This window comes from Veillonella sp. R32 (genome assembly GCF_010093125.1).
Classification (GTDB): domain Bacteria; phylum Bacillota; class Negativicutes; order Veillonellales; family Veillonellaceae; genus Veillonella_A.
The window spans coordinates 26,290-45,678 of sequence record NZ_NMZQ01000011.1; the positions used below are offsets into that span (position 1 = coordinate 26,290).

Sequence of the window (19,389 nt, forward strand, 5' to 3'; positions counted from 1 at the left end):
TATTCCTTTCTATTTGGCTAGAATAATCCTTCCATTCTATTCAGCGGGAATAATCGTTCCTTTAAATTTTTCTTCAATGAATTTTTTAACGGCTTCGGAATGGTAAAGTTCCGCAATTTTCTTATACGTTGGATTATCTTTATCCGCTTCACGAGCTACTAAGTTCATAACTGCCAAAGGCTCATCTTTTGGTTCTAAGAACACCCCTTGTTTAGCTACATCAATACCTGCACTCATAACATAGTTCATAGGAATGGCTGCCAACGTTACATCATCTAAACTGCGAGGCAATTGAGCCGCTTCTAATTCTTTGATGACAAGATTTTTAGGATTCGAAGTCACATCAGCTAATGTTGCCTTAAACCCTACACCCTCTTTTAATGTAATAAGACCTGCTTTAGCCAATAAAGCTAGACCACGGCCACCATTCGTGGGATCATTAGGAATGGCTACAACAGCCCCTTCTGGTACTTCATTAATATTTTTAACCGTATTACTATATAAACCCATGCGCATTAAAATTGTTTTACCAATGGATACTAAATGGGCATTATTCTGTTTGTTAAAGTTTTCCATAAAAGGCACATGCTGATAACTGTTCAATTCTAAGTCACCATCTGCCAAGGCTTTGTTTGGTGTTACATAGTCGGAAAATTCAACTAACTTAACATTAATGCCTTCTTTAGCTGCTTCCTTAGCCACTGCTTCTACCACTTCTGCATGAGGGCCAGCGGTAGCACCAATGCGAATTTCTTTAGACCCGCTATCACTACCACAGCCAGCAATCCCCAGCGCCAATACGCCCACTAATAAAGGGGCTAATAATTTTTTCAATTTCATGTGTATGACCTCTCTCTCCTTATGACTACACAATAAAACAAAGATATTCGTTTCCAATTATGGTGAAACGATATATCTAACACATAAGCCATTGATTCTAAAAATCCCCAAATCGAATCAACTTATGTATTATCCTACCATACAAAGAGGACATAAAACAACCTCATAAGCAGAAAATATACACATCTATCTCATGAGGTTGTTATATTAGGTCTATTACTTTCTATCTGCCAAGGCCCCTTCAGCACCTAAGCCATCTTCATGGATATACTCTTCATGTACAATTGGTCGTTTATTCATACCTAAGCCATAATAGAAGGCCGTAATAATGGCAATAAATAACCACCCCACTAAAAGCGATACACGAGTATCTTCATTCCAAATCATGCCAATAGTTACCAATACTAAAAAAGCTAAACAGAAATAATTAGAATACGGATATAAAGGCGACTTAAATGGATGCTGTGCCATAATCTCAGCACCCCAGCGCTCTCTAAATTTAAGTTGCGCCCCCGCCAATACAAACCAAGAAACCATGGCCGGGAATACGCTAGCACTATAAATATATAAGAATAATTTTGAGTCTGGAATTAAATAGTTGAGTACTACCCCAAATAACAAGGATACCATAGATACATAAATACCATTGCGAGGCACGCCCGTATCAGATAATTTAGCAAATATCTTAGGTGCTTGGCCATTTTTAGCCAACGTATATAACATACGGCCACAACTGTAAATACCACTGTTGCAACCGGATAAAGCAGCCGTTAATACTACAAAGTTAATAATACCTGCTGCACTAGCAATCCCTACCCGTTGGAACGTCTGCACAAAAGGACTACCTACAAAACCTAATTCATTCCAAGGATAAATACAAAGAATAACAAAAATAGCACCTACGTAGAAAATTAAAATACGCCATACAATGCTTTTTACCGCTTTTACCAGCGTATGTCGTGGATTTTGTGCTTCCCCAGCAGTAATACCAACCAATTCAACCCCTTGGAAGGCCGCCGCTACCACACACATGGCTGCTAACATACCTCCCCAACCATGAGGCATAAAGCCCCCGTGGGCCCACAGATTAGAAAAGCCAATTGCAACGCCATCATTGCCAAAGCCGAAGAGAATCATCATCATACCCACGACAAGCATAAATACAATCGTCGCTACTTTAATGAGGGCAAACCAAAATTCAAATTCCCCATAATACTTAACGGATGCAACATTAGCCGATACAATAATAGCCATCCCTACAAATGCTGAAATCCAATGTGGCAATTCTGGGAACCAATAACTCATATAAATGCCAACGGCCGTTACTTCCGCAAGCCCTACGGAAATCCACATAAACCAATAACACCACGCGGTAATAAAGCCTACATACGGGGAAATATAACGATACCCATAGGCAGCAAACGAGCCTGGCACCGGTTCCAAATATAACATTTCACCCATAATGCGCATAATCAAGAACATAACCACTCCGGTTAAAGCATAACATAATAAAACCGAAGGTCCCGCCGTTTGAATCGTACTAGCCGATCCCATAAATAAGCCTACCCCGATAGTGCCGCCGAGGGCAATCATTTCAACATGACGGGGTTTTAAATTACGTTCTAAACTTTTTCCCGATTCCATATTTTTTTACTCCTACTCTATCTAGTTAATACTCTCAAAGTCATCTCCCTAAACACTACCCAACTTACTATGACTCATACCACAAAGTTTGAGCCATGCTTATTTTATTAGCGCAACACGGCTGGGAAGCCATGGTCTGCCAAGGTTGCTAATAAATCACGCACATGTTTTTCATTCATCGTTTCAATTTCAAGCGCCACATGTACATAGCCCACTTCAATATCACGTTGACTACGATCATGATAAATACTTAATATGTTGGCATTACTATCTGATACAAGGCCTGTAATTGTAGACAATACATGCGGTTTATCTTGTACCACAATGTCAAAATAAGCTCGACGCCACGATTTTACCAGACCATTATTAATAATGCGGTCAATCATATTCACGTCAATGTTACCACCGCTCACCAAAGCGACGACTTTCTTACCGTCTAACTGATCAATCTTATTGTTCATCAACGCCGCTACGGGACAAGCGCCGGCCCCTTCCACAGCCGTTTTAACACGTTCCAACAAGAATAAAATAGACTCTGCAATTTCCGCTTCACTAACAGTAACTACTTCATCCACATAGTTTGAAACAATGTCAAACGTCAAATTACCTGGCGTACCGACTGCAATGCCGTCTGCTAGACTTTTCAAAGCTGGCACCGTAGTCACTTTACCAGCTTCAACGGATTGTTGCATAGAAGGCATATTCTGGGTCTGCACACCAATAATACGAATCTCTGGCTTAATTGCTTTGGCTGCTACGGCAATTCCAGAAATAAGACCGCCACCACCGATAGGCACTACAATCACATCTGTATCAGGCAATTCATCTAGTATTTCAAGACCAATCGTCCCTTGACCTGCAATTACCACAGGATCATCAAAAGGATGACAGAACGTAAAACCTTTTTCTTTTTCTAAAGCACAAGCTTTTTCATACGCATCTGCATAAAAATCGCCAGCTAATACAATATCGGCTCCATAACTATGAGTAGCTTCAATTTTGGCAATTGGTGCATTAGAAGGCATGCAAATCGTAGCTTTACAGCCATATTCTTTAGCCGCTAAAGCCACCCCTTGCGCATGATTTCCCGCCGAAGATGCCACAATACCACGTGCTCGTTCAGCTTCCGTTAAAGATGCCACTTTATTATATGCACCACGCAACTTAAAGGACCCAGTCCGTTGGAAATTTTCCATTTTCAAATGAACTTCACAGCCACAACGCTCACTTAATGACGTAGACTGCATAATAGCAGTCCGCTGTGCTACGCCCTTTAAACGTTCCTGTGCTTCTTTAACCATGTCCAGAGTAACTAATGTTGTTGACATGCTAATCCTCCTCATCAAAATAAACTGTCAACGGTTCTCTCTCTGGCATATAGCGATATTTATATTTAGGATATCCCACCATAATAGCCCCTGCTACCCTATACCCATCTGTTAAACCTAATATATCTAACAATGGTTTATATCCCGTTTGCGCACAATATTCTACAAAACCAGACCAGCAACTTCCTAAGCCCAATGAAGGTGCCATCAATTCCGCATAGGTAAGAGCAAAATGACCATTGTCGCGACCACGGTCCTCCATTTTGTCCTTAGATATGGCTAATACTAACGTAGGTGCTTTATGCAAAATAAAGTCACGTCCTGTTCGATTATACCGTTTTGCATTGTACGCATAAATCCGCATACGACTATTTTCTTTCCCCAGTGCGCTCATCCAGTCCATAACGGCTTCGCTAATAGCATGTAATGTGTCTTCGTTTTGAATGACTCGATATGAAATGCCTTGGCTATTGGAGCCGGTCGGTGCCATACGAGCTACATTGAGTAATCTCGTAAGCAATTCTTTTGAAACTGGCTTATCGCTAAATGTACGAATGGATCGGCGATACCGTAAAAATTCTTCCGCTTCCTCTGCACTAGGTACGGTATACGTACCTACTGGTAACTGCTCCGAACGAGGTGTAATTGAATAATCAATCGCCTCTGTAGGACAAACTGCTACACAATGTCCACAAGAGATACAACTCCCACGACCTGCTGCAGGCCCATCTTCCTTCATCACTAACAATCCTGTTGGGCACTCTGCCACACACATGTTACACTGTACACATACATCTGTACGCACAGAAAAACTCATTATACTTGCCTCCATTCGTATTACTACGCCTAAATTATACTCCTAAATTTCAAATTTGTATACCCTATATGAACACTCTTCCTGTCTTATAGAATATATTATCTCAAGTCATTTCATGCATTACTTTTGAAAATAGGCTGTGCCTAATCATCACCAAAACGACCAACTAGGTCTAAATGGATTAGTATTAACTCTATATGATTTTTGAAAAATCATTTACAATAACTATGAAAGGAGAATCACCATGAACATTTTAACAACAAAAGATTTAGTATTTCAAAATATGATTTACTATCCTGATATAGCCCTCCCAAAAGGCAGTATGACCTTTTTACAAGGCCCTAGCGGCTGCGGTAAGAGCACTTTATTTCGCCTTTTCAATGGTACCTTAGATCCTTCACAAGGTTCCATCTATTTTGAAGGTACTGATATTGCCACTATGGATACACTGTCCTTACGGCGCAAAGTGCTCCTAGTCAATCAACAAGTCTTTTTATTTGATGGCTCCATCGAAGATAATTTCAAACAATTCCATGCCTATCGCAATACATTGGCCCCTGACGAAAAAGCTATGAATATGTATTTACATATTGCAGCCACCCCATTTACCGCCAAGCAAGATGTAAGGAGACTATCGGGCGGTGAACGGCAACGTGTCTTTAATGCGATTATGCTATCTTTTGATGCAGACCTTTACATGTGGGATGAACCAAGCGCCGCTTTAGATACACCGACCGCCATTACCTTCTTCTCACGTATGAAAGCCTACATGAATGAATTAGGTAAAACTACGCTAGTCATCTCCCATGATGATAATTTATATCCTCAATTCAATGACCAACTCATAGTGTTAAAAGGACGCTATGATGTAACTGAAACAACGGAGGCCTATCATGACTGAATCTATCTCCATGCAACTAGGTGGTTTTCTATCGATTTATATTCTGCTATTACTCATTACAGGCATTTTCACGTATTGTAAGATTCCCCAAACTAAATTTTTAATTCTTGGTACCTTACAAATGACAGTACAGCTAATTATAGCAGGCTATGTATTATTATATATTTTTGAAAATCCTTCACCTCTGTTTATTTTGGCCTCTCTATCTCTCATGATTGGTTTTGCCGTATATCGCACGCTTCGTAAAAATCCTTGGCTCAACCCTAAGTTTCGTTGGATAACAGCCCTTTCTGTCATCGGTACCTGTGTGGCCATTACTTTATTTATGCTTCTTTGCGTTATTCGTAAAGATATTTTAACCCCACAATATGTAATTCCAATTAGTGGTATGCTCGTCAGTGCTACCATGAATGGCGCTACCTTAGCCTTAAAAGCCTTTAAAGAAAATTTAGATAGCCACCGCCAACAAATAGAGGTGCTCCTCAATATCGGTGCTCCACCAGCTAAAATTTTACACCCTTTCATTACTAAATCACTAGAAACCGCCTTTTTACCAACCATGAATTCTATGGTTGGCATGGGTATCATCGCCTTACCAGGCATGATGACAGGCCAAATCTTAGCCGGTGCATTACCGAACGAAGCAGTATTATACCAAATTACAATAATGGTGGCAAATTGTACGACGGTATGTCTCTCTTCATTCTGCCTATTATACTTTGGCGCCAGAACCTTATGGAACGAACGAAACCAGCTTTAAGTACAACTAATCTATAGTATGAAATCAATAAAAGGATAGTGTATCAGTTATACCTATATTCTTACGAACTCAGGTACATACTGACGCACTATCCTTTTTATTTTGTTACTGCATTTATACTGTATTTATATTGTATTCGCTATACTAAAAACACAATGAGAAAAAGAAAATTTATATTTCTTATTTACTATCATCTCTATCCGTAAAGATAATATTAGGAATCTCACGTTTCTTAGTATCTACATAGGCTTTTTGATAATAGTCTTTAATATGTTGTTGTACTTCTTCTTTTAACGTAGAAATGTCGCCATCTTTAATGCGATGTAATACTGTTTTCCCGCTTACTAAAGTATCATTATCTTTATCATAGTTATACTCTAGTCCATTTTCATCAACATATAACACGCCATCACGTTCTGTAAAAGTAGTATCTCTCATATCATGAGCGACTTGTCTAAACTCATATGCTGGCTCAACTTTAGGCAATAAACCTTGTCTATTCGGCCCATCAGGCGTAAAAAAGGTTATCCACCGATCACCTCGCTCATACTCATCTCTATTTAAAAATTTACTCCCTTTATAGTCATATTTATATTCTCTAAAATTAGATGTATACGTATGATCACTAGTCTTTTCAAAAGTTACTACATAAATTCTATCCTGCTTGTACTCATAATTAAGCTCATCATTATTTGTTGTAACTGGTGTCTGAACATATCCCCATGTACCTGAAAAATCTTGTGAGTTTCCCAAATTTCCACCACAGCCCGTAAGGATAAACATAATTACTAAGCCTAAGGCCATCATCATATAGGTAATATATCGTTTCATATTAAGTCCCCCCTTACGCTGCTTGACGACGACGGTAAATCACATAGCCCACACCGGCTAATACTACTACAAGAAGGATACCGCCAATAATAGTGCCAAAACTACCTTCCTTTTTAAATTGGAATTTAATAGGATCGCCGGCAGCATATATGACTGTATCATCATCTTTTAAGAGCCCTTTGCCAACACTTTCCTTGATAATTTTACCGTCTACTTCAACTGTCGTAGCCCCAGAAGCAGTACCTAAATTAAAGGTATATACATCAGGGTCATCGCCGTAAGGATAAATAACATTAATCTTTGAATCTGTACCGCGCCCAAATACAGCCGCGCTCATTTGGGCTAATTCATCTTTATTAGCAAATTTAGCCTCTAATTTCCAAGTCTGCGCTTGAACGCCTGGTTTATCTGCATCCAGCTCTTTACCATCAGGACCAATCGCTTCTAGCTTAATCTTATTTATATCAATTTGTGGTGTATTTTTTGATTTCTGCGTAACAGCACTTAACAAATCGCCCTTACTAATCGGTACTGGTGCTTGGATGGTAGCTTCCCATTCCCCACTAAAATCTGAATCCACCTTAATTTCAGATGTTACCTGCGCGCAGCCAGCCGCTAACAGTGCCAATAAAGCTAGACATAGCAACACTAATCTCTTCATACAATTCACTCCTTACAATAAAATAATACGCCCCTACAAGATGAACTATAAATTAAATTCATATTATTTTCATCTAAAGTCATTGTATCATCAATGAGATTAAGAAATCAAGAAAGAAAACAAACACACAAGTAAATAAACAAGCCAGAAAGCAATAGCTCACATGCCTTATAAAAATAACAAACCCTGTTAGCTGAGTTCGCCAAAGAATTAGCTAACAGGGTTTGTATCATATGTAGCAGAACTTTTATTAAATTCTATCTATACTTATTGTTGTAAGGAAGCAATTTATACGTAGTATTGCTATAAAACAATCAATACTTATTGTGAGAACAAATTACCCTTTACGCCTTTACCCTTTTCCCTTTTCCCTTTTCCAATATCTTCATTCCTAGTTTCACCAGAACAATACTTAAGTAATGCATCCAATCGGATAATCGAAATACACTTACGCGATGTATCAATAATCCCTTCCGAACGGAGCCGGCCAAGATGACGTGTCACATTAACTCGACTCATGCCTAGCAGTTCAGCCAATTCTTCTTGTGCTAATTCCAACGTAGCTACACTCGCTTGTTGCTTCGCACTATGTAACAACCAAAGCACATTACACACTTTGACAAAGCCTGAATTATATTCTTGATGAGCCGTTTCAAATAACAGTAAATTGACATACCGCGCATACCAAGCCACCATATTACGATATAGCTTAGGTTGCTGTTCTACTAAGCGCTTAATATCCGCCCACCTGAAACGCCAAGTTTTCATAGGCGTCATTGCTTCCGTTACTAAAGACTGTTCTAACTTAAAATCTAATTCGTGAAACACGGGAAATATCGTACCTACTCCATGATATGATATAATTTTACGCCGTCCCGTTTCATGTACGAGATAAGACCGTGCTATTCCCGACATAATGTAGTGAATATATTCTAAAGGCTCTGCAGGAGACCACAAAAAATCCCCTACCGCTAACATCATTTCAGTATAAGGTTCTGTCTCTATTAACGATTTCATATCACTAAAATCATCAGTAAAAATATAACGTGGAATCAACATAGGCCCTCACAACTAACTTTTAACAGCTTATCTTATTTTCATTATAACATAGCATACTAAAGGAGATACTAACCATGACACAAGCAATTCTAAAACAAAGCAAAACATTACAACTTATTTATCCACAGTGGCAAGGTGGCGCTAATCCCAATTATCAAATAGGTGCCCAAGTATTAGCTTCACTTTTACCCTTACCTCATAATGGGGAATCCGTTACCGTTCCCATTATGAATGAAGCCCAAACAGCCAACAGCTATAAAAAACAACTCTCTAAAGACCTTTACGGTCAAGACGTTTTGCTCTCTCAACAACAAGCAGCACGAGCTATCCTAGAAGTAAAACAGCCCCATAAAATCATCACGATTGGGGGCGATTGTTCTATCTCACAAATTCCTTTTGACTACCTACACGGACAATATCCTGAAAATACAGCCATCTTATGGTTAGATGCTCATCCAGATATTATGACTCCTAAAGAATTTGATCATGAGCATGCTATGGTACTAGGCAACCTACTAGGCTACGGAGCTTCTAGCTTTGCTAATACCGTTGCCCATCCATTTAAACCGCAACAAATTTTGTATGTTGGTTTAATCGAAAAAGGCCTCTGGGACTTCGAGAAAGAATTTCTCCAAACCCATAATATTTCCTACCTTACACCACAACAATTAACCACCAGTAAGCCCCTATTACAATGGCTAAGTGCTAATAACATTGAACAGTTAATAGTCCATCTAGACTTAGACGTGTTAAATCCTAGAGATTTCCGGAGCTTACTTTGTAATAAACCTCATCAAGGACCCGTAGACTACGCAGTTGGTGAAATGAACCTAGCCCAAGTTGTCCAACTCCTCTTGGATGCTAGTACTATCGCAAACTTAGTAGGTCTATCCATTGCCGAATACTTGCCGTGGGACATTATAAACCTACGCAATGAATTAAGTAAATTATCTATTTTTAGAGGCGAAAAAAAATAAAAAATAAAAGGTTGGCCCGCTCGTGTTCCGAGTTCTTACGAACAAAGTCACACTCCACGGGCCAACCTTTTATTTCTTATAAGCAAAACTGAAATTTAGTACGATAACTTTTTATTTAAAACTTAACATTAACTCCACCACGGAAGCGATTAGACTTAACGCTACTACCTTTTTGATATTCATAGCCTACGCTATATGTTACATCACCTTTAGTTGCTTCTACGCCTAATTTACCAATAAAGCTACCACGATCAGTTAAATCATATGTAAAACCATTAGTTACATCACCAAAGCTTACCATTTGATCTACACTTCGTCCAGAGTTCCAAATATAGCCTAATTCTGCAACTGGCAAAATATTCCAATTACCATGCTTATAATTAGCACTGTATTTAATACCTAATGGAACTAAGAGCATATTTTTATTGGATTGATCATAGCTAAAACCATAATTAGTTATGTAATCATCTGTTTGTAAGTGTAAATAACGTGCTCCTACATATGGCACCAATGTTGCATTTTCACCTTGCGCAATGCGCTTTTCGGCACGTACACCAATACTAAATGCCTTTGTATCCGGCGAGCCTTCAACACGTTTACCACTATTATACTGGGTTACATCATTATTACCACTTAAATAAGAAATGTCTCCAATTAAAGCATATGTTTCTTTCTCAATGCCACCATAAACACTTAAGCCATAGAACTTAGAATCAGTGCTTGTAGATGTTGCCAACGTACGTCCATCTATATCACCCTTAGCATATGTAAAAGCCGCCCCTAATGTTTTACCGGCTTTATGATAAAAATCAGCACCAACTACTACGCCATTTAATTTATTATCGTAATCAGCATCCATACCACCACTGGTTAAATCAGAAACAGAGTCTTTAGTGTGAATTAACTGTGCCCAAACATCTTTATCATGTGTTAAATTATTAGCTAAAGACATATGATTAGTGATTGCATCATGAGTAATTCCAGATACAGAATATGTAGCATGAGTAGCCCCACTAAGAGCTGTTAAATTTCCTAAACTATTAAATGCATCTATCTGTTTTGCTTCGGTTATATTGACTTTATCGTCAGCAATAGCACTAACAAGTTCATAAGCCCGTGTATCTTTATCAGCTAAGAAAGCTCCATCGATTACATCACCAATTACAAGCTTATTTCCATATACATCCTTAACTGAATTAGATTCTGCTACAACATCTAAAGTTGTAGCATCATCAGCCAACACACCTGTAAGTTTAATTAAACGTTTATTAGTCAAAATATTAGCTGAATCTAACCAGCCTGCTTCATCAACATCAGAAATAGCCGTTTTTCCATCATTTATCAAAATATGATATGTTTTCCCAGCCACAGCATCATCTACATATAACTTAGCCGAATCGCCAATGGCTACTTTCTGAACACCACTTAACGCAGCTTTTGCCTCAGTGGCGCTGCCATCCACCATTGTTATAGAATGATCCGCCACATTGAAGGTTCCTGCCACTAATGAAGATGCCGCTTTTACCAAATCAGCATCTTGCATAGCACCATCAACCAATATAGCACCATCACTACCTAATGACTGATTTCCTTTAATATAAAGTGCGGCTGTTATATCATCTTCACCAAATGTTAACCCTGTTTTTTGGAACATTGACTTAGCATCATTACTATCACCAATTGTAGCATATGTATTCTGACCAACAAGTAATTTACCATCAATTACGTTTTCATTAGCATCAGCTTTAGCAAAATCTACCGAAACTTCATTAGCAGCTGCCGACCAAGTAGGATCTAAAATTAAACTACCACCATTTAAAGAAACATTAGTAAATTTTGCAATAGCATTCTGTTCTTTAGAACCTACTGTAAATTGAGAATCCTCATCAGTCAATGTCAAATTACCAATTGCCTTCCCAATCAAAGTAGACTGATTGCCTTTTACGCTAATATCACTATTAAGTTGTCCGCCCAATACTTCTATACTACCATTATTTAAAACAACCCCTTCAGAAACTGTTACGTCACTACCAATTTCCAAAACACTGTCATTATTAACTTGAACTTGACCAGTTAAAGTAATTTTAGTATCTTCATCTGCACTGTTATTACCTAGAAGTAATTCAGCCGGACTATTATTAATATCCTCTAACCCAACAATTACTTTTATATTTTTATCGGCTTTCCCATCAACTAAAACAACTTCGCCACCATCTTTACCACCAAGCATCAAGCTTTCTGCACCAGCAATAACAATGCCTTTAGAGTTTGCTGCTAAATTAACTGCAGCAGCCGAAAAACCTGCTTTATTATTGCTAGATTCAGTGGCACTAATACCATCAGCATTAATTAATCCTAAATCTATATTCCCTGAAATAACTAAATTAGGATTACCATCAATTTCTATGGTAGCATTATCATAATTTACAATTAAATTATTATTTTGCTGCTCTTTAACTTTAGATAGCGTTAATCCCTTGTCTATTAAATTTCCACTAAAAGCAAGTTTTGTATAAGAATAGTCACTATTATGAATAGCCTCTAGTGCTTTGTCTGCATAAGCTAATGAATATTTATCTGTTAGCAACTCAATTGTTCCTGATAAGATATCCACTTTTTCTCTTACATTACTCTTAACATCAATAGGAAAAACCTTATCTCCATTAACAGTAATTGTAGTATCATCAGCATTATTACCAAATAATTGAGTTGCTGTAGTAATTAAAGTCCCCTTATCACCTAATTGTAGCTTACCTTTACCAATAATATTTTTATCAAAATCAGCTACATGAACCTTAGCTCCACCTTCAATCCAAACTGTAGTATCCTCATTCTTTAGATTATAAGTACCAGTATAATTTCCGCCAGTAAAGGCAATATCTGTACCTTCAAATACTAATTTATCACTAAGAGTTAAATCACTTTCTAAATTAATATCTCCAGCCCCTAATAATCGGCCCTCTAAAGATTCGACATTAGCTAATTCAATAAGGCCACCATCCTTAGCTTCAAGGTCCCCCTTAATAGATTTTACACCATCAATAATAACTATACCTTTATCATAAGTTACTATTTTCCCATTGAAATTATTTAAACTATTAAGATTTAATCTTGCGGATCCATAATATTCAGGCTTATCTGTACTATCGTCACCATCACTGTCTAAATCATAGTTAACAGCAACTGTTGCATTTAAAGAATATTTATTTTGACCATCTACCGTTAACGAACTTTCACCTATCCCTTGATTTTCATAATACTTATTATTAAAAATCTCTAATGTATGTAACTCATCAGCTTTAAGCGATAAATCTTTATATAAATTTATAGTAGATTTTTTTGCACCAAATGGCATAGTAATAGATTTAATAGTTCCATCATAATAATTTACAACTACATTATCTATTAAATTTTTATTTACACTACTATACGCTCCACCACTAGTTTCTGTATCTCCACCAAGTCGTAAATAATTAATAACTCCACCATAAATATTAATTGTACTATTCTCTATATGTGACTGAGTCTCTACGCCAATCACATCTTTAATATTCCTAAACGAATCCTCAATATCTACAGAGTTTGCCAAGTTATTTTTATCTGGAACTGTTAAAGGTCCAGCAATTGCATAGCCACCTGCTATAATATTAAAATTTTCACCTGACTTAACTGTAATTGTAGACTCTAATACCTCAGAATGCCCACCTGCTTGTGCAAAACCACCTCCGTATACTTCGGTAAATTCTTTAAATCCTTCAGGATTATCAATGACAATATTGACTTTGTCAACAGTAGCAAATGTGTTGCCCCCAATTGCCGCGCCACCGCCAAAAATAAGATTAGTATTATAACTATAGTTATCATTAGCCTCCTCAGCTTCTGGTGTTACAAAAATATCTTTAAATTCTCCACCAGTAAGAGTTAAATTAGTAGTAGTGTCAGCAACATCTAATTTACCGGTAGCAACATATTCACCAGTTCGCTGTGCTACAGAGCCAGCGAATATAGGCGCTGTAAATTCACCACCGCTAATGCTTAGTATTACATCTTCCGTATCAGATTGACCAAAACCAGTAAATTTATCATTAGCTATTAAATAATGGCCCCCAATAATCGAGCGACTTAATTCAACATTTGAATTTGATTCTTTATTTGTCAATGCGCCACCTGAAATGGCAACCGTAGGATTTTCTGGAGTTTTAACCCACTGCTTTTCATTGCCTGTTAAATTAAGCTTTTCGCCTCCTACTACCCCATAATAGGTTCCACTAGAAATAGTTGTAACTTTATCTACTGCATCAGCTGCTAGTACTGGTTGCCCAATACTAAAGTAAACGCCCCCCGTTAAACTTACAGCCATTAAAGCCAACATTACCTTCTTTTTTAATTGTAAATGCTTCTTACTAGCTTTTGATTTAAACACAGTACACATCCTCTCTTACTCATATAATGCCCTATACCAATTACATTATATGAAGAAAAATAACCTTGAGTTCATTTTTAACTCATATAGTAATAGCATATCATATCATATCATTCATTATATATTCAATCTTCAGATATACTCATCACATATTCAAATAAGTATTTATAATAGCGAATAGAATGCCACTTTTTCTATCATTAGCGAAATCGCTTTTACCAATAACCAACTTCTTCATTCAATTTTAGTATTTTTATTATAACTTTACTTAATTTTTACTATCTGTTAATTCTGCTGAATTAATAATACTAAGTAGATTACACTATCATTTACCCTTTTCCTCTTCCCCACAGTTAAGCGCCCCGTATCCAATGATAGACTCTGAGAGAAATAAGAAACACCCCCTTCAAGGGAATTGTTCGTAAGAACTCTGACCTTGAAGGGGGTATTTGTTGTTTCACTATAAAAGTTTATTTATTGGATACTGGGCGATCAACTGTACTTTCATCATTGAACGCCTCTTTATCAAATGTACCCATAAGTTTATCTACTACAATCGCATTTGTCATAGAACCTCTTACATTAAGCATAGTACGGCCCATATCAACGATTGGGTCAATCGCTAATACTGGGGAAATCAAGCCATAGAAAGCCCCTAAACCGGTACCAGATAAAGATACAGACGCTGCCATCGTAGCTGTACCAGGAATACCTGCAATCCCTAAGGATCCAAGCGCGATAACAATAACACTCATTACATACATCGTAATATCAAGCTGTACACCTGCCACATTAGCAATGTATACGATACATAAAGCAGGGAAGATACCTGCACAACCTTGCATACCAGCAGTAGTACCAAAGCTACCTACTGTATTAGCGGTCGCCGCATTAACGCCTAAGCGTTTAGTCAATGTATCTACTGTCAATGGTAATACGCCCATACTAGAGCGAGATGTAAAGGCTAAGAACAATGGAGCTCTTGCTTTACGGAAATACATAACTGGACTTACACCAAAGATAGTAAGCAAAATAGCTTGAACAATCAACATAATGATTACGCCCACGTAAATTAAGATGATAAATAAGCCCATATCGGCAATAGCTTGGAATCCTTTAGTAGCTAAAGTGCTAGCTAATAAGGCCATTACGCCATAAGGCATTAAGCCAATAACGAAATCAGCTACCCAAGAAATGATTAAATGTAATTCGTTAAAGAATTTGGTAAACATTTCTAAATCGCTAGTTCCCGTTTGTTTAATTAAGCGAGCAATACCACCAATGATAACGCCAAATACTACAACGGCGATTACGCTTGTATTGGCCATAGCCGCTACTGGATTCTTAGGAATCAACGCACGAATCGTATCAACTACAGGCGTAACATCTTTCATTTTAGCTGGTGTGCCATTAGTTAAGGCACCCATGCCTTCACCAAGATGAGCTAAGGAGCCTAAAGTCAAACCAACGATGGCGGCAATTGCTACCATAATAAGTGCTACCGCTGCTGTAGAAGTTACTAATTTCTTTAAATCAGCACCATGACTCATGTTTAAAATAACATGAATGATGGAAATAAATACCAATGGAATAACGAGCATCAAAATTAAATCAATGAAACCGCCACCAATTAAGGAGAACCACTTTGTACTTTCCTTAATATATACGACTTTCATAGGATCATCTGGGAATTGCGCAATAAATTGAACGGCAAAGCCCAATACGGCACCTAATAACGTACCAATGATAACAAGTGTACCAAAGGCTGTTTGACGACGTTGTAAGAAATAAATATAGCCTAACAAAATCGCAAACAAGATGAGAATGCCCACCGTAACGGGTTAACTAATCATCAGAAACTGTTGGAAAAATGGAATATCCACTTTATTTCCTCCTAACTTATTCAATTGTGAATGTGACGTTGCTATTATATCATAAGAATTTTCAAATTCCTACTGTTTTAATAGAAAATTTCAAAAAAAGCCGGCGACAAATGACACAATCTGTGCGTTTGCCGCCGGTAGTATTAGCTTACTAGAACAGCCCTCTTAGTCAACCAAAATAAAGGTTACATTAATTGGACCATGAACCCCTACTACACGAACCAATTCAATGTCCGCTGTATTAGAAGGTCCTGAAATGTGTACCACATTGGAAGGGAAACCTTCTGGGTTATCTTGATATACTTTTTTCAAAGCTGCCATAGATTGTGTCATACGAGGTACAATCGTATTAGTGTGAATAACGGCAATATGGCAAAGTGGCAATAAACCTACAGAACGACCACTTGTTTGATCACTTGGTTGAATAACGGTTGCTGTTTCAGCAATACCAAGGATTGGGAACGTAATACCGATTTCAGCCACTTTAGCTTCATCAATATTAGCTTGACGCCCTTTAGCACCATCCCATTCGAAGAAAGTTGCTTTACTGCTATCTACCTTAGCAAAGGCTTCTTCTAATTGGTAATGTTTCGATTCTTCGCAAGAAGGGTAAATAACTTTACCGCCCCCACGTTCTTCGATTTCTTTTAAAATTGTTTCTACCACATGTGCTTCATCAGTAGTTACATATTTAGTACCTACTTTTTCACATTCGGCTTTAAACATATCCACCACTTGCTCATGGGAAAGGTCGGAATACATAGTTTCCTGAGGTCCTTTTTCATAAGGGTAAGGAGCTACAAATGTAGGAATCTCTTTACGACCCAACGCATGAGAAACACGGCTTAAAAATGTTTTACGATTTACATCATCCATTGTCCTATCTCCTTACTTACGTTTTTTGCTAGCTTCATATTCAGCATATACATCGCGGAACTTTTTGAGTTTCAATGTATTCATGTCTTTGGCTTTCACCCAACCACCAACAACTGGTAAGAGTTTCGTCCAATCTGCCATTTGACCATTTTTACTCATCAATTTCATGCCGATAGCACCCAATTTGGTACCATAGTCAAATAAGAAGGAATTACTGAATACAGTCGCCACTGTTTTGAAAATTGCTTCTTCAGCAGCTGGACGAAGATGCGCTTTATCAGCAATATTAACACGATGTTTCAACAATAATTCATGGAGTGGAATCTTAACTGGACAATGTTCCCAACATTCGCCACAAAGGGTAGACGCATATGGTAAATCGCCCGCTTTTTCATAACCAACCAATAATGGTGTCAATACGGCACCCATTGGACCTGGATAAATAGAGCCATACGCATGGCCTGTAATATGACGATATACTGGGCAAATATTCATGCACGCACCACAACGGATACAACGAAGCATGGAGTTAAATTCGCCACCTAAAATATTGGAACGACCATTGTCAATAATTACAATATGCAATTCTTCTGGACCATCTGCTTCCCCCGCTTTAGCAGGACCTGTAATCATAGAGAAGTAGTTGGAAATTTTAGCCCCAACGGAAGAACGAATTAATAATTCCATCATTACATCAAGACCAGCAAAGTCAGGCACAATACGTTCCATCCCCATAAGACAAATCATTGTCTTAGGCATGGAGCTACTCATACGACCATTACCTTCATTAGATACGATAGTAATTGTCCCTGTTTCAGCTACAGCGAAGTTACAGCCAGTGAAGCCAATATCTGCTTTAAGGAAACGATCACGAATACGTTTACGTACGAAACGTGTCATTTCTTCTGGATCTTCTGTTCCTTCATAGCCTAATTTATCATGGAACGTTTCACGAATACGTTCACGAGCAAAATGCAAGGCTGGTACTACGATATGAGATGGTGGATTCCAGTCAGCGGTTTGTAGAATAAACTCAGCTAAGTCTGTTTCATTTACTTCTACGCCTGCATTCATCAAGGCTTCGTTCAAGCTAATTTCTTCAGACACCATGGTCTTACCTTTTACGACCATCTTAGCATTTTTTTCACGAACTACTTGAAGCACATAATCGTTTGCTTCTTTCGCGTCGCGAGCAAAATGTACTTTTGCGCCAGCTTTTGTTGCATTTTCAGCAAATTGATTTAAATAGTAGTCTAAGTTGCTTAGTACATGGTCACGAAGTTCAGCCGCTTCATCGCGGAATTCTTCCCATTCAGGCACTTGGTCAACCAAGGCTTTACGTTTCGCATAAAAAACATCCTGCGCTTTTTGAATGGCCTTTACCTTAAAGTCATTGGCAAGAACATCTGCAACGCGAGTTTTAAATGGACGTTGATCATATAAAATAGCCATTTTCAGTTCCTCCTAACGACTAGCGAGAATTTAATAATTCTGCAATGTGCATTACTTTAATACGGCGATCAATTTCGCCATCTTTATAGAGACGATCAAGCATACCTTCAATATTCATGAGGCAAGCTTGGTCACTACCAGCTACAACATTAGCACCAGAATTATAAATATTCATTGCTTTCTCGCGTGTCATAACAGCAGAAATTTCTGGCTGTTTTACCGTAAAGGTACCACCGAAACCACAGCAACCTTCCGCACGATTCATAGGTAAGTATTCAAGCCCTTTAATGTTTTCCAACAACTTCATAGGAGGCTCTTTAATCCCCATTAAACGGGTAACGTGGCAGGATTTATGATACGTTACTTTATCATTAAACGTAGCCCCTACATCAGTAACCCCTAATACGTTGACAATAAATTCTGTGAACTCATAAATGCGTTCACTTACTTTAGCCGCCCGTGCTAACCATTCTGGTTCATCCGCCAAAATATGGCGGTATTCATCACGAATCGCAAAGGCACAAGAACCGGACATGCTCACGATATACTCTGCATCTTCAAAGACTTCAATTGTATTCTTGATAGCCCCTTTAGCCGCATCATTATACCCGGAGTTAACAAACATCTGCCCACAGCATACTTGCTTCTTAGGCACTGTTAAATCACAGCCCAATCGTTCTAATACCTGTACGCCGGCCATCCCCACATGGGGATAAAACATGTCAATCAAACATTGTGAAAATAAATGAATTTTCATTTCCTCACATCCTCAACTTTCCTACGTACTTACACTTACTTTGATTACCCACACTTGCGCATACTTACTTTAAAAAAACTTCTTCATTACAAAAGACATTTAAAACTGTATAATCGCACGGAAATCATCACTAATATTATATAGAATAAAAAAAATTATGTCCAAAGAATTGCGATATTA

15 protein-coding genes are annotated in these 19,389 nt (G+C 38.0%); 3 read left to right on the top strand and 12 right to left on the bottom strand.

What is annotated here, in order from left to right; genetic code table 11:
* Positions 1-36 precede the first annotated feature (36 nt).
* From VER_RS03010 to VER_RS03025, 4 genes are all read right to left on the bottom strand, one after another.
* On the bottom strand, positions 37-840 hold the full coding sequence (locus tag VER_RS03010; RefSeq protein ID WP_162099405.1) for a MetQ/NlpA family ABC transporter substrate-binding protein: 804 nt from the start codon (positions 838-840) through the stop codon (positions 37-39).
* A gap of 216 nt (positions 841-1,056) precedes the next feature.
* Positions 1,057-2,484: an amino acid permease gene (locus tag VER_RS03015; protein WP_162099406.1), complete on the bottom strand. Its 1,428-nt coding sequence runs from the start codon at positions 2,482-2,484 to the stop codon at positions 1,057-1,059.
* 107 nt (positions 2,485-2,591) lie between these two features.
* A complete protein-coding gene (gene ilvA / locus VER_RS03020) occupies positions 2,592-3,812 on the bottom strand; it encodes a threonine ammonia-lyase (protein WP_162099407.1) in 1,221 nt (406 codons plus the stop codon).
* Position 3,813: 1 nt separating this feature from the next.
* A complete protein-coding gene (locus tag VER_RS03025) occupies positions 3,814-4,629 on the bottom strand; it encodes a nitroreductase family protein (RefSeq protein WP_162099408.1) in 816 nt (271 codons plus the stop codon).
* Between the two features lie 244 nt (positions 4,630-4,873).
* Between VER_RS03025 and VER_RS03030 the strand changes: the two genes are divergently transcribed.
* Positions 4,874-5,530: an ATP-binding cassette domain-containing protein gene (locus VER_RS03030; RefSeq protein WP_162099409.1), complete on the top strand. Its 657-nt coding sequence runs from the start codon at positions 4,874-4,876 to the stop codon at positions 5,528-5,530.
* A complete protein-coding gene (locus VER_RS03035) occupies positions 5,523-6,290 on the top strand; it encodes an ABC transporter permease (protein WP_162099410.1) in 768 nt (255 codons plus the stop codon). The genes VER_RS03030 and VER_RS03035 overlap by 8 nt, the downstream gene beginning before the upstream one ends.
* A 180-nt stretch (positions 6,291-6,470) precedes the next feature.
* Here VER_RS03035 and VER_RS03040 read toward each other — a convergent pair whose 3' ends face one another.
* The 3 genes from VER_RS03040 to VER_RS03050 all read right to left on the bottom strand — a co-directional run bounded on the left by VER_RS03040 (position 6,471) and on the right by VER_RS03050 (position 8,841).
* Complete coding sequence (locus VER_RS03040) at positions 6,471-7,121, bottom strand: hypothetical protein (RefSeq protein ID WP_162099411.1); 651 nt, start codon at positions 7,119-7,121, stop codon at positions 6,471-6,473.
* Positions 7,122-7,134: 13 nt separating this feature from the next.
* Positions 7,135-7,782, bottom strand: a complete 648-nt coding sequence (locus VER_RS03045) for a hypothetical protein (protein WP_162099412.1) — start codon at positions 7,780-7,782, stop codon at positions 7,135-7,137.
* A 321-nt stretch (positions 7,783-8,103) separates the two neighbouring features.
* Positions 8,104-8,841 (bottom strand): Crp/Fnr family transcriptional regulator, encoded by a 738-nt coding sequence (locus tag VER_RS03050; protein ID WP_162099413.1) that lies wholly within the window; start codon positions 8,839-8,841, stop codon positions 8,104-8,106.
* A 74-nt stretch (positions 8,842-8,915) separates the two neighbouring features.
* On the opposite strand from VER_RS03050, the gene VER_RS03055 reads away from it, so the two are divergent.
* A complete protein-coding gene (locus VER_RS03055; protein ID WP_162099414.1) occupies positions 8,916-9,818 on the top strand; it encodes an arginase family protein in 903 nt (300 codons plus the stop codon).
* Between the two features lie 115 nt (positions 9,819-9,933).
* On the opposite strand, the gene VER_RS03060 is transcribed toward VER_RS03055, so the two are convergent.
* The 5 genes from VER_RS03060 to VER_RS03080 all read right to left on the bottom strand — a co-directional run bounded on the left by VER_RS03060 (position 9,934) and on the right by VER_RS03080 (position 19,209).
* The gene (locus tag VER_RS03060) at positions 9,934-14,241 is read right to left on the bottom strand and encodes an autotransporter outer membrane beta-barrel domain-containing protein (RefSeq protein ID WP_162099415.1); all 4,308 of its coding nucleotides are present in this window, start codon (positions 14,239-14,241) and stop codon (positions 9,934-9,936) included.
* 470 nt (positions 14,242-14,711) lie between these two features.
* Positions 14,712-16,073, bottom strand: coding sequence for a cation:dicarboxylate symporter family transporter (locus VER_RS03065; protein ID WP_370456464.1), 1,362 nt, complete (start codon positions 16,071-16,073; stop codon positions 14,712-14,714).
* Positions 16,074-16,289: 216 nt separating this feature from the next.
* On the bottom strand, positions 16,290-17,000 hold the full coding sequence (locus tag VER_RS03070; RefSeq protein ID WP_162099416.1) for a lactate utilization protein C: 711 nt from the start codon (positions 16,998-17,000) through the stop codon (positions 16,290-16,292).
* A 12-nt stretch (positions 17,001-17,012) separates the two neighbouring features.
* Complete coding sequence (locus VER_RS03075) at positions 17,013-18,452, bottom strand: LutB/LldF family L-lactate oxidation iron-sulfur protein (RefSeq protein WP_162099417.1); 1,440 nt, start codon at positions 18,450-18,452, stop codon at positions 17,013-17,015.
* A 19-nt stretch (positions 18,453-18,471) separates the two neighbouring features.
* Entirely contained in the window at positions 18,472-19,209 is a 738-nt protein-coding gene (locus VER_RS03080) for a (Fe-S)-binding protein (protein WP_162099418.1), read from the bottom strand.
* Between the last annotated feature and the right edge of the window lie 180 nt (positions 19,210-19,389).

Excerpts from the sequence above, each read along its gene's own strand:
- VER_RS03010 (WP_162099405.1), bottom strand. The coding sequence starts at position 840 with ATGAAATTGAAAAAATTATTAGCCCCTTTATTAGTGGGCGTATTGGCG.
- VER_RS03015 (WP_162099406.1), bottom strand. The coding sequence starts at position 2,484 with ATGGAATCGGGAAAAAGTTTAGAACGTAATTTAAAACCCCGTCATGTT.
- ilvA (WP_162099407.1), bottom strand. The coding sequence starts at position 3,812 with ATGTCAACAACATTAGTTACTCTGGACATGGTTAAAGAAGCACAGGAA.
- VER_RS03025 (WP_162099408.1), bottom strand. The coding sequence starts at position 4,629 with ATGAGTTTTTCTGTGCGTACAGATGTATGTGTACAGTGTAACATGTGT.
- VER_RS03030 (WP_162099409.1), top strand. The coding sequence starts at position 4,874 with ATGAACATTTTAACAACAAAAGATTTAGTATTTCAAAATATGATTTAC.
- VER_RS03035 (WP_162099410.1), top strand. The coding sequence starts at position 5,523 with ATGACTGAATCTATCTCCATGCAACTAGGTGGTTTTCTATCGATTTAT.
- VER_RS03040 (WP_162099411.1), bottom strand. The coding sequence starts at position 7,121 with ATGAAACGATATATTACCTATATGATGATGGCCTTAGGCTTAGTAATT.
- VER_RS03045 (WP_162099412.1), bottom strand. The coding sequence starts at position 7,782 with ATGAAGAGATTAGTGTTGCTATGTCTAGCTTTATTGGCACTGTTAGCG.
- VER_RS03050 (WP_162099413.1), bottom strand. The coding sequence starts at position 8,841 with ATGTTGATTCCACGTTATATTTTTACTGATGATTTTAGTGATATGAAA.
- VER_RS03055 (WP_162099414.1), top strand. The coding sequence starts at position 8,916 with ATGACACAAGCAATTCTAAAACAAAGCAAAACATTACAACTTATTTAT.
- VER_RS03070 (WP_162099416.1), bottom strand. The coding sequence starts at position 17,000 with ATGGATGATGTAAATCGTAAAACATTTTTAAGCCGTGTTTCTCATGCG.
- VER_RS03075 (WP_162099417.1), bottom strand. The coding sequence starts at position 18,452 with ATGGCTATTTTATATGATCAACGTCCATTTAAAACTCGCGTTGCAGAT.
- VER_RS03080 (WP_162099418.1), bottom strand. The coding sequence starts at position 19,209 with ATGAAAATTCATTTATTTTCACAATGTTTGATTGACATGTTTTATCCC.